The 14,944-nt window shown below is 71.9% G+C and carries 14 protein-coding genes; 4 read left to right on the forward strand and 10 right to left on the reverse strand.

Annotated features, from left to right (window positions below):
• Nucleotides 1-13: 13 nt before the first annotated feature.
• On the reverse strand, nt 14-289 hold the full coding sequence (locus tag ACIO1C_RS06950; RefSeq protein WP_401859415.1) for a hypothetical protein: 276 nt from the start codon (nt 287-289) through the stop codon (nt 14-16).
• Between the two features lie 206 nt (nt 290-495).
• Between ACIO1C_RS06950 and ACIO1C_RS06955 the strand changes: the two genes are divergently transcribed.
• Entirely contained in the window at nt 496-2,145 is a 1,650-nt protein-coding gene (locus tag ACIO1C_RS06955) for a beta-N-acetylhexosaminidase (protein WP_401859417.1), read from the forward strand.
• Between the two features lie 50 nt (nt 2,146-2,195).
• Here the strand turns inward: ACIO1C_RS06955 and ACIO1C_RS06960 are convergent, their stop codons facing one another.
• Entirely contained in the window at nt 2,196-3,188 is a 993-nt protein-coding gene (locus tag ACIO1C_RS06960) for a DMT family transporter (RefSeq protein WP_401859419.1), read from the reverse strand.
• 108 nt (nt 3,189-3,296) lie between these two features.
• On the opposite strand from ACIO1C_RS06960, the gene ACIO1C_RS06965 reads away from it, so the two are divergent.
• Complete coding sequence (locus ACIO1C_RS06965) at nt 3,297-4,229, forward strand: LysR family transcriptional regulator (RefSeq protein ID WP_401859421.1); 933 nt, start codon at nt 3,297-3,299, stop codon at nt 4,227-4,229.
• Nucleotides 4,230-4,231: 2 nt separating this feature from the next.
• Here the strand turns inward: ACIO1C_RS06965 and ACIO1C_RS06970 are convergent, their stop codons facing one another.
• From ACIO1C_RS06970 to ACIO1C_RS07000, 7 genes are all read right to left on the reverse strand, one after another.
• Nucleotides 4,232-5,257, reverse strand: coding sequence for an ABC transporter substrate-binding protein (locus ACIO1C_RS06970; protein ID WP_401859423.1), 1,026 nt, complete (start codon nt 5,255-5,257; stop codon nt 4,232-4,234).
• An 84-nt stretch (nt 5,258-5,341) separates the two neighbouring features.
• Nucleotides 5,342-5,989, reverse strand: coding sequence for a YdcF family protein (locus tag ACIO1C_RS06975; RefSeq protein WP_401859424.1), 648 nt, complete (start codon nt 5,987-5,989; stop codon nt 5,342-5,344).
• A 22-nt stretch (nt 5,990-6,011) separates the two neighbouring features.
• Nucleotides 6,012-6,467: a MarR family winged helix-turn-helix transcriptional regulator gene (locus tag ACIO1C_RS06980; protein ID WP_401859426.1), complete on the reverse strand. Its 456-nt coding sequence runs from the start codon at nt 6,465-6,467 to the stop codon at nt 6,012-6,014.
• Between the two features lie 110 nt (nt 6,468-6,577).
• Nucleotides 6,578-7,738, reverse strand: a complete 1,161-nt coding sequence (locus ACIO1C_RS06985) for an acyl-CoA dehydrogenase family protein (RefSeq protein ID WP_401859428.1) — start codon at nt 7,736-7,738, stop codon at nt 6,578-6,580.
• Nucleotides 7,739-7,746: 8 nt separating this feature from the next.
• On the reverse strand, nt 7,747-8,685 hold the full coding sequence (locus ACIO1C_RS06990) for a hydroxymethylglutaryl-CoA lyase (RefSeq protein WP_401859430.1): 939 nt from the start codon (nt 8,683-8,685) through the stop codon (nt 7,747-7,749).
• Nucleotides 8,682-10,712 (reverse strand): acetyl-CoA carboxylase biotin carboxylase subunit, encoded by a 2,031-nt coding sequence (locus tag ACIO1C_RS06995; RefSeq protein ID WP_401859432.1) that lies wholly within the window; start codon nt 10,710-10,712, stop codon nt 8,682-8,684. The genes ACIO1C_RS06990 and ACIO1C_RS06995 overlap by 4 nt, the downstream gene beginning before the upstream one ends.
• An 8-nt stretch (nt 10,713-10,720) precedes the next feature.
• A complete protein-coding gene (locus tag ACIO1C_RS07000; RefSeq protein ID WP_401859434.1) occupies nt 10,721-12,337 on the reverse strand; it encodes a carboxyl transferase domain-containing protein in 1,617 nt (538 codons plus the stop codon).
• An 88-nt stretch (nt 12,338-12,425) separates the two neighbouring features.
• Here ACIO1C_RS07000 and ACIO1C_RS07005 point away from each other — a divergent pair, with 88 nt between their 5' ends.
• Nucleotides 12,426-13,175, forward strand: coding sequence for a TetR/AcrR family transcriptional regulator (locus ACIO1C_RS07005; protein WP_401859436.1), 750 nt, complete (start codon nt 12,426-12,428; stop codon nt 13,173-13,175).
• Between the two features lie 15 nt (nt 13,176-13,190).
• The gene (locus ACIO1C_RS07010; RefSeq protein ID WP_161310819.1) at nt 13,191-13,970 is read left to right on the forward strand and encodes a phosphatase; all 780 of its coding nucleotides are present in this window, start codon (nt 13,191-13,193) and stop codon (nt 13,968-13,970) included.
• Between the two features lie 45 nt (nt 13,971-14,015).
• Here the strand turns inward: ACIO1C_RS07010 and ACIO1C_RS07015 are convergent, their stop codons facing one another.
• The gene (locus ACIO1C_RS07015; protein WP_401859438.1) at nt 14,016-14,918 is read right to left on the reverse strand and encodes an acyl-CoA thioesterase; all 903 of its coding nucleotides are present in this window, start codon (nt 14,916-14,918) and stop codon (nt 14,016-14,018) included.
• Nucleotides 14,919-14,944 lie beyond the last annotated feature (26 nt).

Genomic DNA, 14,944 nt, shown 5'->3' on the forward strand with positions numbered 1-14,944 from the left:
CGTTTCAGCCGTTTCAGCCGTAGACGATGCGGCGCAGCTGCCGGAGCGAGAGCTCCGGCGGTGCCACCGCGCGGTACGGCAGCTCGGCCGCGATCCGCTCGAAGATCTCCGCGTTCACGGCGCCCCCGGCCTGCATCTCCCGGTGGCGGCGGCGCACGTAGTCCTCGGTCGTCTCGTCGAAGTAGGCCAGCACGTCGAGGATCACCCGGGCCGCCTCTCCGCGCTGGAGCGCGGTGCTGCGGATCAGGTGGTCGATGAGGTCGTCGTGCGACGGGCGTCGTTCGAGCACCCGTTGATACTGCTGGTGCGCGCCGCCGTACGCAACATTTCTGCCCGAATTCGGGCAGGAAGTGGTCGGAGTCGCCCGGGAGTGGGGATCGGCTGGCGCAGGAGGGTGTCTTGACCGCCGCCGCCGCGGGCGGGTCCCATGGAGAGGTTCGGCCGTCCGCACCCCCACAGGTGAGTACCTCGTCGCCCTGTCGAAGGGACACCTTTGTGAGACAGCACAGAACGTTCTTCAGCCTGTTCGGATCGCTCCTGCTGGTCGTGGCCGCCGGGATCTCCTCCGTCGCCGCCGCGCCCGCGTCCTCCGACCGGCCCGCCTCCCCTACCCCCGCCACCCGCTCCCTCGGTGACGTCGTCCCCGTACCGGCGTCCGTCCGGCCGGGCGGCTCGCCGTACACGATCACCCCCTTCACCTGGATCGGGGTCGTCTCGGGCCCCGGGCAGGCCAAGGCCGCGCGCACGGTCGGCTCGTACCTGGCCGGTGTGCTGCGCCCCTCCACCGGATACGCCCTGCCGGTCGTCCCCGACCTCGGGCTCGGCCCCGGAGGCGGTATCCGGCTGCGGCTGGCCACCGGCTCCGGCGGCCGGAGCCTCGGTGACGAGGGCTACCGGCTGGAATCCGGGCGCACCGGCGTCACGATCAGCGCGTACCGCCCCGCCGGGCTCTTCCACGGCGTGCAGACCCTGCGCCAGCTGCTCCCCGCCACGGTCGAGAAGAGCAGCCGGCAGAGCGGCCCGTGGACGGTCGCGGGCGGCACGATCACGGACACGCCGCGGTACGCGTACCGCAGCGCGATGCTCGACGTCTCGCGGCACTTCTTCACGGTGGGTCAGGTCAAGCGCTACATCGACCAGTTGGCGCTCTACAAGATCAACACCCTGCATCTGCACCTCTCCGACGACCAGGGGTGGCGGATCGCGATCGACTCCTGGCCGCGGCTGGCGACGTACGGCGGGTCCACCCAGGTCGGCGGTGGCGTGGGCGGGTACTACACCAAGGCGCAGTACCGCGAGCTGGTCGCGTACGCGGCCTCACGCCACCTGGAGGTCGTCCCGGAGATCGACATGCCGGGCCACACGAACGCCGCGCTCGCCTCGTACGCGGAACTGAACTGCGACGGCGTCGCGCCGCCGCTCTACACCGGCACGCAGGTCGGCTTCAGCTCGCTGTGCGTGCCGGACGCGGTGACGTACGACTTCGTGGACGACGTGGTCCGCGAACTGGCCGCGCTCACCCCCGGCCGCTACCTCCACATCGGCGGCGACGAGACGCACGCCACCAGCCACGAGGACTACGTGACCTTCATGGAGAAGGCGCAGGCCGTCGTGGGGAAGTACGGCAAGACGGTGGTGGGCTGGCACGAGCTGACCGGCGCGCACCCCGTCGAGGGAGCGGTCGCGCAGTGGTGGGGCCGCGACCGTACGAGCGCCGCCGTGCGCGAGCAGGTCGCGGCGGCGGCGAAGAGCGGCACCCGGCTGGTCCTCTCCCCGGCGGACCGGGTCTACCTGGACATGAAGTACGACCCGTCGACCGTGCTGGGCCAGACCTGGGCCGGGTACATCGAGGTGGACCGGGCGTACGACTGGGATCCGGCGACGTATCTTGCCGCGTCTGGAGTACCGGCGAGCGCGATCCTCGGCGTGGAGGCGCCTCTGTGGACGGAGACGCTCTCGACGAGTGACCACTTGGAGGCGATGACGTTCCCGAGGCTCCAGGGGGTGGCCGAGCTGGGCTGGTCCCCGGCGGCGACGCACGACTGGTCCGCCTTCAAGGTGCGGCTGGCGGCGCAGGGTCCCCGGATGACGGCCCTGGGGATCGACTACTACCGCTCGCCGCTGGTGCCGTGGCCGGCGGAGTGAGGGGTTTGACGGGTCTGAGAGCTCTGAGGGCTCTGAGGACTCTGACGGGTCTAAGGACTCTGACGGGTCTGACGAGTCTGACGGCTCTCGGCTGAGGAGGGCAGGGCGCCGGGGGTTCGGTCCGAGAAACCCCGGCGCCCGTCCGGCTCCCCCCGAAGCCGGGTCGTCGCCACCCGCCGCCGCGTCATCGCCACCCCCGCCAGCACGACGGCCATTCCGGCGACCCCCCGGAGCCCGAGATCCTCGCCGAGCACCAGCGCGCCCAGCAGGACGGAGACCACCGGCAGCAGGTAGCCGACCGTCGCCGCGTCGGTGGCGCCCTCGTCCGCGATGATCCGGTACGTGAGGAGGAAGGTGACGCCCGTCGCGAAGACCCCGAGGACCGTCACCGCGACGAGGGCGGCGGGGCTGCCCCACGGGGAGTCCAGGCCACCGGCAGGCAGAGCGAGCGCGGTCAGTCCCGTCGCGGCGAGGAGCTGGGCCGTGGCGAGGGACAGGGTCGGAACGCCCTTCCCCACGAGATGGCGCTGCATGTACGCGAAGGCCACGGCGTAGCTGGCCGCCGCGCCCAGGATGGCGAGCGCGCCCCAGCCCGCGGCGCCGCTCTGCTGCCAGGGCGCGAAGATGAGCACCGTACCCGCGAACCCGGTCACGAGGCCGGCGGCCCGGACGGGGCGCAGGCCGCGCTCGGTGCCGAGGGCGAGGCCGATGAGCAGGGACCACAGGGGAGTGGTGGCGTTCAGGACGCCCGCCAGCCCCGAACTCACCGTCTGCTGACCGACGCTGAAGAGCCCGAACGGCAGGGCGTTGCAGAAGAAGGCGGCCACGAAGATGTGCCGCCACGTCCGCCGGCCGCCCGGCAGGCGTTGCCCCCGTACAAAGCACAGGACGGCCAGCACGAGCGCGCCGAGGGCGCAGCGGACGACGGTGACCTGGACGGGGGTCAGGCCGTCGAGGGCCAGCCGGATCCACAGGAAGGTCGACCCCCAGAGCAGCGCCAGCACGGCCGGCCTGACCCAGGCGGCGCCGGATCCGGTACGCATCCCCATGTCTCCCCCAATTGTCCTTGCCGGTCGTCCAAGGGGAACGGTGCCCGAGCCCCACCCGGTAGGACAAGCGAAAGAAACTTCACAACGCTTAAGCTCAGCTACATGCTTGATGTGAGACGTATGCAGATCCTGCGCGCCGTGGTCAGCAGCGGTTCGGTCACCGCCGCCGCCGCGCACCTCGGGTACACCCCGTCCGCCGTCAGCCAGCAGGTGGCCGCGCTGGAGAAACAGGCCGGGATCGCCCTGCTCGAACGGGTCGGCCGGGGCGTGCGGCCGACCGCCGCCGGACGGCTGCTCACCGAGCACGCCGCCACCATCAGCAGGAACGTCGCCGAGGCGGAGACCGCGCTCGCCGAGCTGCGCGCCGGGCGCACGGGGCGGCTGGCGATCCGCTACTTCGCCACGGCGGGCGCCTCCCTGGTCGCGCCCGCCGTGGCCCGCTTCCGCGCGGAACATCCGGGCGTACGGATCGACCTCCGGCTGACGGACCCCGGGGATCCGTTGGCCGAGGTGGCGGAGGGCCGGGCCGATCTGGCCCTGGTGATCAGGCCCCAGACCCCGCCCGGCGACGGCACGCGCCTGCTCCACCTGCTCCACCTGCTCCACCTGCGCGACGACGCGTACGCCGCCGTGCTGCCCGCCGGACATCGCCTCGCGGACCGGGACGTACTCGACCTGGCCGATCTCGCCGACGAGCCGTGGGTCGGCAGCGAGCCGCCGGGCCCCTGCCTGGAGCCGGTTCTCGCCGCGTGCGCGGCGGCGGGTTTCACCCCGGACTTCGTGGTGGAGAGCGGGGACTACGCCACGGCGCAGGGATTTGTCGCCGCCGGGCTGGGCATCGGCCTGATGCCGCTGATGGGGTTGGGCCCCGGCACCCGCCATCCCGGTGTGGTCGTGCGCGAAGTGCGCAACCCGCAACCGGTCAGGGCGATTTGCGCGGCGGTACGGGAGGTGTCGCTGACCGAGCCGGCGCTGCGGGCGCTGGTCGAGGTGCTACGGGAGGCCGCCGGAGCGGCGGACGCGCGTCCGATGTGACGTCACGCGACCTTCTTCGCCTTTTCGAGGGCGGCGGCCAAGTCGTCCAGGATCGGGGCGCACTTGTCGTACGAGAAGATCGGCTCGGTGGTACGGGGGATGACCTGGCCGGCCTTGACGGCGGGCAGGCCCGTCCACGTCGGCTTGGACGTGAGCGCGGCCGGCTGGAGGGCCGAGGAGCGGTTGTCCATCATGATCAGGTCGGCGGCGTAGGTGCCGGCGTTCTCCCAGCTCAACTCCTCGAAGAAACCCTGCTTGTTGACCTTGGGCTCGATGAAGCGGACGCCCAACTCCTGGAAGTAGAGCGTGTCGGCGGACATTTTCGCGAGGGAGATGTAGAAGAGGTCCTGACTGGCCGAGGCCACCAGCACCTTGATGTCCGGCTTCGCCTTCGCGGCCTGGCGCAGCCGCTCCGCGGCTCTCTCGAAGCGCGCCTTGGCGGCCACGGTGGCGGGCGCCTTGAGGTCGGCGCCGAGGGACGCGGCCAGCTCGCCGTGGCGCCGGATGGCCTCGGGGATGGTGGTCCGCGCCGCGTTCAGGGCGACGGCCGGGGCCAGTTCGAGGATCTTCTTCTCCGACTGCTCGGGCACGTACCAGAGTTCGTCCTTCACCCACTGCGCGGTGACCAGGAGGTCGGGGGCGAGGGCGGCGTACTTCTCCACGTTGAACTCGCCGTACACGTTCCCGAGGATCTCCACCGCGTGGACGTCGAGGTCCCCGGCCTGGACGTCGGGCGAGCCGTCCTTGGTCGTGGTGGGCCCGAAGACCCCCTTCACCGCGACGCCGTAGTCGTGCAGCGCGGCGGCGGTACCGGTGAAGGCGACGACGTTCTTGGGCACGGAGCCCGCGGTGGCGGTCCGCCCCCGATCGTCCTTGAACGCCCAGCGCCCACCTTTCGCGCCACTCCCCGCACCGGCGCTTTTGGCATCCGTCTCACCGCAGGCGGCGAGCAGGGCGGCGGCACCGACGGCACCTCCCGCGGCGAGCAGACCACGACGGCTGAGGGGAATGGCAGGGACATGGGACATGGCGGGACCGCTTCCGTACAGAGAACAAGCCGAGGTAGGCAAGCCTAACCTTACCTACCCCTCGCGAAGCTCCCGCCCCACCGGCTACACCACAAGCCGACTGGTGAAGCCGGCACGACACAGGCGCTCAAACGCAGCGGTCACCTCGTCGGGGACAACCTGTCTCGTCATGAACCCCAGATCGGGATAGATCAACAGCCGTTGCAGCGCCCCGACGAGCATGTCGATGACCAGCCGGCCATCCCCGACCGAGGCCACGTACGCCTCGAAGGTCATCGGAGCCGACGCACTCACGATTCCAACGCCCGGCCACAACTTGCCCGCCGTGGCATACGCACGCCGCTCCTCGTACGGCTTACTGACCAACAGCACGGACGAAACGTCAACACCGGCCTCCTCCAGCACCGCCCGCGAGAAGCGGATGTTGTCCCCCGTGTTCCGGGCGCGAGGCTCCACCAACACGACCGAACCGGGCACACCGAGCTCCAGCGCCCGCTCCCGGTAGTGAACGGCTTCCCCGCGAGGCATGCGCTCCCGCGTAGTCGGACTCGTCGCACCGGTGAACAGGATGAGCGGCGCCATACCCCGCCGATACAGCCCAACGGCAACGTCGGCCACCCCCAGGTCATGACTCCCCAGCCCCACCACCACCGAACAGGCCCGCGGTGCATGCCCCATGAGGTGATACGCCCACACGCACCGCGCGTCCGCCCAGTCCTGGACCGAGATCACGCTTCCTCCCGCATGGTTGCCTCTAGTGATGCCACGCCTTCGCGCCCACGTTGTGGATCATTCGCTGGAGCACCTTGAGGGTGGTCAGGTACTCCTCGTCCGTGATGCCGGTGTGCACCCGGTCCCGCACGGTCTTCTGGAACGCCGCGCACTGCTGGAACAGGGCGTCCCCCTCCGCCGTCAGGTGCAGGCGACCCTCGGCGTCCGGGGTGATCAGGCGCCGGTCGAGGAGGGCGTCGATCTCCGGTACGAGGGCTTCGCCCACGTCCAGGTAACCCCACAGGACCGCCAGTACCTCTTCGCGGGAGCGGCCGTTCTCGGCCGTGGCCAGTTGGGCCATGATCCACCACTGGGGCTGGGTGACGCCGAACCGCGCCAGGCCCTCGCGGATGGCCGTCACGACGGCCTTTCCCGCGGTCGAGCTCCAGTAGCCGATCGGCTGCGTGAGCAGTTCCTCGTCGGTGTGTGAGTAGTCCATCGTCCGTCCTCACCGTCGGAAGATCCGGGTGCCGGTGGCTTCCCGGCCGGTGAGGACGAACGTAGGACCTCAACCCCGCTTCAGGTCAAGGGAGAGAAGGGAGGCGGGGTTCAGGACGGCAGGCCCAGTTCCCTCGCGATCAGCATTCGCTGCACCTCGCTCGTGCCCTCGCCGATCTCCAGGATCTTGGAGTCGCGCCACATGCGGGCCACCGGGTACTCGTTCATGAAGCCGTAGCCGCCGTGGATCTGCGTGGCGTCCCGCGCGTTGTCGACGGCGACCGTCGAGGAGTAGAGCTTCGCCACCGCCGCCTCCTTCTTGAACGGCTCACCCTGGACCAGGCGCGACGCCGCGTCGCGCCAGCCGATCCGGGCCATGTGCGCGCGCGTCTCCATGTCGGCGATCTTGAACTGGATGGCCTGGTTGGCCCCGATCGGGCGGCCGAACGCGTGGCGCTCCTTCGCGTACGACACCGACTCGTCCACGCAGCCTTGCGCCAGGCCCGTCGCGAGAGCGGAGATCGCGATCCGGCCCTCGTCGAGGATGCGGAGGAACTGCGCGTACCCCCGCCCCTCCTCGCCGAGCAGGTTCGCCACCGGCACCCGGACGTCCGAGAAGGACAGTTCGCGGGTGTCCGACGCGTTCCAGCCGACCTTGGAGTACGGGGCGGCGACCGTGAAGCCGGGAGTGCCGGACGGGACGATGATCGAGGAGATCAGCGGGCGGCCGTCCTCCTTGCGGCCGGTGACCGCCGTGACCGTGACCAGCCCCGTGATGTCCGTGCCCGAGTTGGTGATGAAGCACTTCGTACCGTTGATCACCCACTCGTCACCGTCCCGGACGGCCGTCGTGCGGGTGCCGCCCGCGTCCGACCCGCAGTCGGGCTCGGTCAGGCCGAACGCGCCGAGCAGTTCGCCCGAGCACAGGCGCGGCAGCCACTCCCGCTTCTGCTCCTCCGTGCCGAACCGGAAGACCGGCATGGCTCCGAGGGAGACGCCCGCCTCCAGGGTGATCGCCACGGAGGAGTCCACCCGGGCCAGTTCCTCCAGGGCGATGCCGAGGGCGAGGTAGTCGCCGCCCATGCCGCCGTACTCCTCGGGGAAGGGCAGCCCGAACAGGCCCATGCGCCCCATCTCGCGGACGATCTCGTACGGGAACTCGTGCCGCTCGTACAGGTCGCCGATCTTGGGCGCGACGACGTCGTGCGCGAACTCCTCGACGGTGCGGCGCAGTTCTTCGTGCTCGGGGGAGAGCCGGTGGTCCAGGGACATCGGGTCAGTCACTCCTTGTGGGAGAGGGCGCGGACGGTACGGGAGGGGCTGGGGCGGCCCAGCCGTTCGGCCAGCCACACACTGGTGGCGGTGAGCCGGCCGAGATCGACGCCGGTTTCCACACCGAGGCCGTCGAGCATCCACACGAGGTCTTCGGTGGCGAGGTTTCCGGTGGCGCTCTTCGCGTACGGGCAGCCGCCCAGGCCGCCCGCCGAGGCGTCCACGGTGGTGACTCCGTGCTGGAGCGCGGCGAGGGTGTTCGAGAGCGCCTGGCCGTAGGTGTCGTGGAAGTGCACCCCGATGACATCCGTCGGCACCCCTTCCTCGTTCAGCTCGGCGAGGAGGGTCTGGACATGCCCCGGCGTGGCGACGCCGATGGTGTCGCCGAGGCTCAGCTCGTCACAGCCGAGGTCCATCAACGCCTTCGCCACGCGCACCACTTGGTGCACGGGGACCGGGCCCTCCCAGGGGTCGCCGAAGCACATGGACAGGTAGCCGCGGACGTGCACCTTCTCCTCCCGGGCGCGGGCCGCCACCGGAGCGAACATGGCGAGGGACTCGTCCACCGTCCGGTTGAGGTTGGCCTTCGCGAAGGACTCGGTGGCGCTGCCGAACACGGCGATCCGGCGGGCGCCGAGGGCGAGCGCGCGGTCGAGGCCGCGCGCGTTCGGCACCAGGACGGGGAGGGCGACGCCTTCGAGGTCGGCGAGGGCGGGGAACAGCTCCTCGGCGTCGGCCAGTTGGGGCACCCACTTCGGGTGCACGAAGCTGGTGGCCTCGATGGTGGTCAGCCCGGCGTCGGCGAGGCGGTGGACGAACTCCGCCTTGAGCGCGGTCGGGACGACCGTCTTCTCGTTCTGGAGGCCGTCGCGCGCCCCGACCTCGTGGATCCGGACCCGGGCCGGCAGCCCCTGCGCGGGGACGGCCATGGGCAGTCCTTCGGTCATGACTCCTCCTGCGGGGCGACGGCGGACTGCGGGGCGAGGGCGGGCGTGGGCGCGGCGTCGGCCTGCGGGGCGTCCGGCGGGGTGGTATCCAGCGGCGGCGGGGTGACCACAGCGAGCACCTGGTCCATGGCGACCGTCGCCCCCGGTGTCACGTCCAGCTCCGTGACCGTGCCGTCGTGCGGGGCGGAGATGACGTGCTCCATCTTCATCGCCTCGACCACCAGCAGGCTCTGCCCGGTGGTGACCTCGTCCCCGACCGCCACCTTCACGACCGTGACGGTCCCGGGCATCGGCGCCGTGAGCGAGTGGGTCCCGCCCGCCCCGGCCGCGCCGAGGAGGGCGGCCGTCACCGCGTCGTGGTCCGTCACGTTCCAGCTGTCGCCGTCCCGGCCGAGCCACGTCCCGGCCCGGTGGAACGTGTGCGTCACCCCGTCCACGGTGACCGTGACCCGGTCCGGCTCCACCCGGAAGCGGTCCGTGGGGCTCATCTCGTGTATCGCGGGTTCGAGTCCCGTCACCCGCAACGGATGGACGACCGGCGCCGGTGTGCCGCCGATACGCCAGCCGCTCGGTACGGAGAAGGGGTCCACCCACCCCCCGGACGCGGCCGGTTCCAGCGCGGCCTGGCGCACGGCGGCCGCCGCCGCGTAGACCTCCGGCGGCACCCCGGCCGGCAGCAGGTCCGCCACCTCCCGCTCCACCAGGCCCGTGTCCAGGTCGCCCGCCACCACGGACGGATGGGCCAGGAGACGGCGGAGGAAACCGGCGTTGGTCGGCACGCCCAGCGTGACCGTGTCGGCCAGGGCCGCCCGCAGCCGCCGCAGGGCCGTGGCGCGGTCGGGGCCGTACGCGATGACCTTGGAGAGCATCGGGTCGTACGCGCTGCCGACGTCCGTGCCCTCGCTCAGCCCCGAGTCCGTCCGCACGCCGTCGCCCGAGGGCTCGCGCAGCGACAGGACCGTACCGCCGGTGGGGAGGAAGCCGCGTGACGGGTCCTCCGCGCAGATACGGGCCTCCACCGCGTGCCCCGTGAGCGTGATGTCGTCCTGGGCGAGGGGCAGTTCCTCGCCGGCCGCGACCCGCAGCTGCCATTCCACCAGGTCCAGGCCCGTGACCAGCTCCGTCACCGGGTGCTCGACCTGGAGGCGGGTGTTCATCTCCATGAAGAAGTACGACCCCGGGTCGCCGCCCGGCACGATGAACTCGACCGTGCCCGCGCCCGCGTACCCGCACGACCGGGCCGCCTGGACCGCCGCCTCGCCCATCGCCGCGCGCGTCGCCGCGTCCAGCAGGACGGACGGGGCCTCCTCGATGACCTTCTGGTGGCGGCGCTGGAGCGAGCACTCGCGCTCGCCGAGGTGGACGACGTTCCCGTGCCCGTCCGCCAGGATCTGGATCTCGATGTGGCGCGGGCGGTCCACCCACCGCTCCACCAGCAGCGTGTCGTCTCCAAAGGAGGAGCGCGCCTCGCGCCGCGCCGCCGCGATCTCCTCCGCCAGCGCGGACTCCGACCGCACCAGCCGCATGCCCTTGCCGCCGCCGCCCGCCGAGGGCTTGAGCAGCACCGGCATGCCGATCTCCCGGGCGGCGGCGGCCAGTTCGGCGTCCGTCAGCCCGCTGCCCGACGATCCGGGCACGACCGGGACACCCGCCGCCCGTACCGTCTCCTTCGCGCGGATCTTGTCGCCCATCAGCGCGATGGCGTCGGCCGGCGGGCCGATGAAGACGAGGCCCGCCGCCGCGCACGCCCGCGCGAACTCCGCGTTCTCCGCCAGGAAGCCGTATCCCGGGTGGACCGCCTGCGCGCCCGTGCGCGCCGCCGCCTCCAGCAGCCGCTCCACGGACAGGTAGCTCTCCGAGGCGGCGGCGGGCCCGATCCGTACGGCCGTGTCGGCCTCCCGCACATGCCGCGCGTCCGCGTCCGCGTCGCTGAACACCGCGACCGACCGGATCCCGAGCTGTCGCAGCGTACGGATGACACGCACCGCGATCTCGCCGCGGTTGGCGATCAGAACCGTGTCGAACATTCCCACCCTCACATCCGGAAGACGCCGAAGCCGGGCTCACCCAGCGGCGCGTTGGCACACGCGGTCAGGGCAAGACCCACCACCTGGCGGGTCTCCATCGGGTCGATCACGCCGTCGTCCCACAGGCGGGCCGTCGCGTAGTAGGCGTTGCCCTGGGTCTCGTACTGCGCGCGGATCGGGTCCTTGAAGGCCTCCTCCTCCGCCGCCGGCCACTCCTCGCCCCGGCCCTCCAGCTGATCCCGCTTCACCGTCGCCAGCACGGACGCCGCCTGCTCGCCGCCCATCACGGAGATCTTGGCGTTGGGCCACATCCACAGGAAGCGGGGGGAGTAGGCCCGGCCGCACATCGAGTAGTTGCCCGCCCCGTACGAACCGCCGACCACGACCGTCAGCTTCGGCACGCGGGTGCTCGCCACGGCCGTGACCATCTTCGCGCCGTGCTTGGCGATGCCACCGGCCTCGTACGCCCGGCCGACCATGAACCCCGAGATGTTCTGGAGGAAGAGCAGGGGGATGCCGCGCTGGTCGCACAGCTCGATGAAGTGCGCTCCCTTCTGGGCGGATTCGGAGAACAGGATGCCGTTGTTGGCGACGATCCCGACCGCGTGGCCGTGGATCCGGGCGAAGCCCGTCACCAGGGTCGTACCGAACTCGGCCTTGAACTCCGCGAACCGCGAACCGTCCGTGATCCGCGCGATGACCTCGCGGACGTCGTACGGTGTACGGGAGTCCACCGGCACCGCTCCGTACAGCCCCGCCGGGTCCACCTTGGGCTCCTCGACCGGCTCGACGTCCCAGGGGAACGCGCCGCGCGCGGGGAGCGTGGAGACGATGGTCCTGACGATCCGCAGCGCGTGCGCGTCGTCCTCCGCGAGGTGGTCCGTGACCCCCGACGTACGGGAATGGACCTCGCCGCCGCCCAGCTCCTCCGCCGTCACGACCTCGCCCGTCGCCGCCTTCACCAGAGGCGGGCCGCCCAGGAAGATCGTGCCCTGGCCCCGGACGATCACCGCCTCGTCGCTCATCGCCGGGACGTACGCCCCGCCGGCCGTGCACGAGCCCAGCACGGCGGCGATCTGCGGGATCCCGGCGGCGGACATCCGCGCCTGGTTGTAGAAGATCCGCCCGAAGTGGTCCCGGTCGGGGAAGACCTCGTCCTGCATCGGCAGGAAGGCACCGCCCGAGTCCACCAGGTAGAGGCACGGCAGCCGGTTCTCCAGCGCGATCTCCTGGGCGCGGAGGTGCTTCTTCACCGTCATCGGGTAGTACGTGCCGCCCTTGACCGTGGCGTCGTTGGCGACGATCACCGCCTCACGGCCGCTGACCCGGCCGATTCCGGCGATCACCCCGGCGGCCGGCGCCGACCCGCCGTACATCCCCTCCGCGGCGAGCGGCGCCAGCTCCAGGAAGGGCGAGCCCGGGTCCAGCAGTGTGTCCACGCGGTCGCGCGGCAGCAGCTTGCCGCGCGCCGTGTGCCGCGCGCGGGCCTTCTCGCCGCCGCCGAGCCGGGCCGCCGCCAGCCGGGCGCGCAGGCCGTCGGCCAGCTCTTCGTGGGCGGTCTCGTTGGCCCGCCAGGCCTCGGCGGACGGGTCCGCCGCGCTCGCCAGCACAGGTGCCTGCCGCATCGCTCGTAGCTCCCTCGCTGGGTTAGTGAGCGTTAACCTACGCGTCCAGGTTAACGACCGCTAACAGCTCTGTCTAGAATGATTTCCCATGAGCACCAGGACCGCGGCCCCGACCCGCCGCGAGCAGATCCTCAAAGAGGCGGCGCGCCTCTTCGCCGAGCGTGGGTTCCACGGCGTCGGTGTGGACGAGATAGGGGCCGCCGTCGGCATCAGCGGCCCGGGTCTCTACCGCCATTTCGCGGGCAAGGACGCCATGCTCGCCGAGCTGCTGGTCGGGATCAGCGGCCGGCTGCTGGAGGGCGGCAGGCAGCGCGTACGGGGCGCGGGGCCCGCCACGGGGCCGATGGGGGTCCCCGGCGTGACACCCGTTCCTGCCGACCCCGCCGCCGTCCTGGCCTCGCTGATCGACGGGCACATCGACTTCGCCCTCGACGACCGCCCGCTGATCACCCTCCACGACCGCGAGCTGGACCGCCTCCGGGACAGCGACCGCAAGCTGGTGCGCCAGCTCCAGCGCCAGTACGTCGAGCTGTGGGTCGGCGTCGTGGTGCGGGTCCACCCCCACGTTCCCGAGGCCCAGGCGCGCGGCGCCGTCCACGCGGTCTTCGGCCTGCTGAACTCCACCCCGCACCTCGGCTCGTACGGCACGGGCCTGCCGGGCCGCACGGCCATGGAATCGCTGCTGCGCCGCCTGGCCCACGGTGCCTTCGCCGCGCTCGGCGAAGCGGCGGGCGAGCCGGCCGGTGACCTGTCCCGCGAGCCGGCCGGTGACCTGTCCGCCGAACCGGCCGGTGACCTGTCCGGAAACCGGGACGAGGGGCACAGCCCGTACAGCTGACGGCACAATGGGCTTATGCCGATACCGAGCCGCGCCGCCCTTGTCGACCACCTCGTCCGCACCCGTATCGCGGGAGACGTCGCCACGCCCCGCGACAACAACCTCTCGCACTACCGCAAGCTCGCCAACGGTGACCGCCACTACTGGCTCGGCCTGGAGCTGGGCGACCGCTGGACCGACGAGCAGGACGTGCTCGCCGTGATGGCCGAGCGCTGCGGGGTCAGCGACGACCCGGAGCACCGCGCCGGCCAGGACACGATCGACCCCGAGCTGACCGTCGACGCCCTGGAGCGGATGGCCGCGCGGCTGCGCAAGGCGGCCTCGGGCCGGGAGAGCGTGCTCTTCGCCACCGGCCACCCGGGCGGCCTGCTGGACGTCCACCGCCAGACGGCGGACGCGCTGCGGAGCGCGGGGTGCGAGATCGTACGGATCCCCGGCGGCCTGACCGCCGACGAGGGCATGGTCTTCCAGTTCGCCGACGTGGCCGTGCTGGAGCGCGGCGCGACCCTCTGGCACACGCACTCGCCGGAGCCGATGCGGGCGATCCTGGACGGGCTGGAGCGCGAGGGGCGCTCCCTGCCCGACCTGGTCCTCGCGGACCACGGCTGGGCGGGCTGCGCGGGCCAGCGGGGCCTCGACGCGATCGGGTACGCGGACTGCAACGACCCGGCGCTGTTCATCGGCGAGGCGGAGGGCACGCTCCAGGTGACCGTCCCGCTGGACGACCACGTGACGGACCCGCGCTTCTACGACCCGATGACGGCGTACCTGCTCAACGAGGCCGGGCTGGTCTGATCCGGTGCGCCGGGCAGCCGCCGTCCTCCGTAGGACGACGCCCGATCAGTCACGCGGCGTGCGGATCACGCCCTCCTGGATCACCGAGATCGCCAGTCTGCCGTCCCGCGTGTAGATCCGGGCCTGTCCCAGCCCCCGGCCACCGGACGACGACGGCGACTCCTGGTCGTACAGCAGCCACTCGTCCGCGCGGAACGGGCGGTGGAACCACATCGCGTGGTCCAGGCTCGCGCCCACCACGTCCCCGACCGCCCAGCCGCCGCGTCCGTGGGCCAGCAGGATCGGGTCGAGCAGGGTCATGTCCGAGATGTACGTGGCCAGGCAGACGTGCAGCAGCGGGTCGTCGGCCAGCTTTCCGGCCGTACGGAACCACACCTGCGAGCGCGGCTCCCGCGGCGCGCCCACCGAGCCGTACGGCGGCGGGTCCACGTACCGCAGGTCGACCGCTCCCCGTGCCACCAGCAGCCGGTCCGCGACACCCGGGTCGACAAACCGGTCCGCGTAGAGCGGCAGCATCTCGGCGGCCGTCGGGAGCGTCTCGGGGTCCGGCGCGTCGGGCATCCGAGCCTGGTGCTCCAGGCCCTCCTCGGCCGGCTGGAAGGAGGCCGAGAGGTGGAATACCGGCTGCCCGTGCTGGACCGCGACCACCCGGCGCGCGGTGAAGGAGCGCCCGTCCCTGATGCGGTCGACGGTGTAGACGATCGGCGCGCCGGGGTCGCCGGGGCGCAGGAAGTACGCGTGCAGGGAGTGAGGCAGGCGGTCCTCGGGGACCGTACGGCCCGCCGCCACCAGCGCCTGGGCGGCCACCTGGCCGCCGAAGACGCGGGGGACGACCGCGAAGCGGCTCACGCCGCGGAAGATGTCCCGCTCGATCCGCTCCAGGTCGAGCAGATCGAGCAGGTCGTCCAGGGCGTCCAGCTCGCCGGAGGCGCTGATGTCTTCACTCATGGGTCGTGCCTACAGGGCTCATGGGT

Source organism: Streptomyces sp. NPDC087420, from assembly GCF_044744165.1.
Taxonomy (GTDB): domain Bacteria; phylum Actinomycetota; class Actinomycetes; order Streptomycetales; family Streptomycetaceae; genus Streptomyces.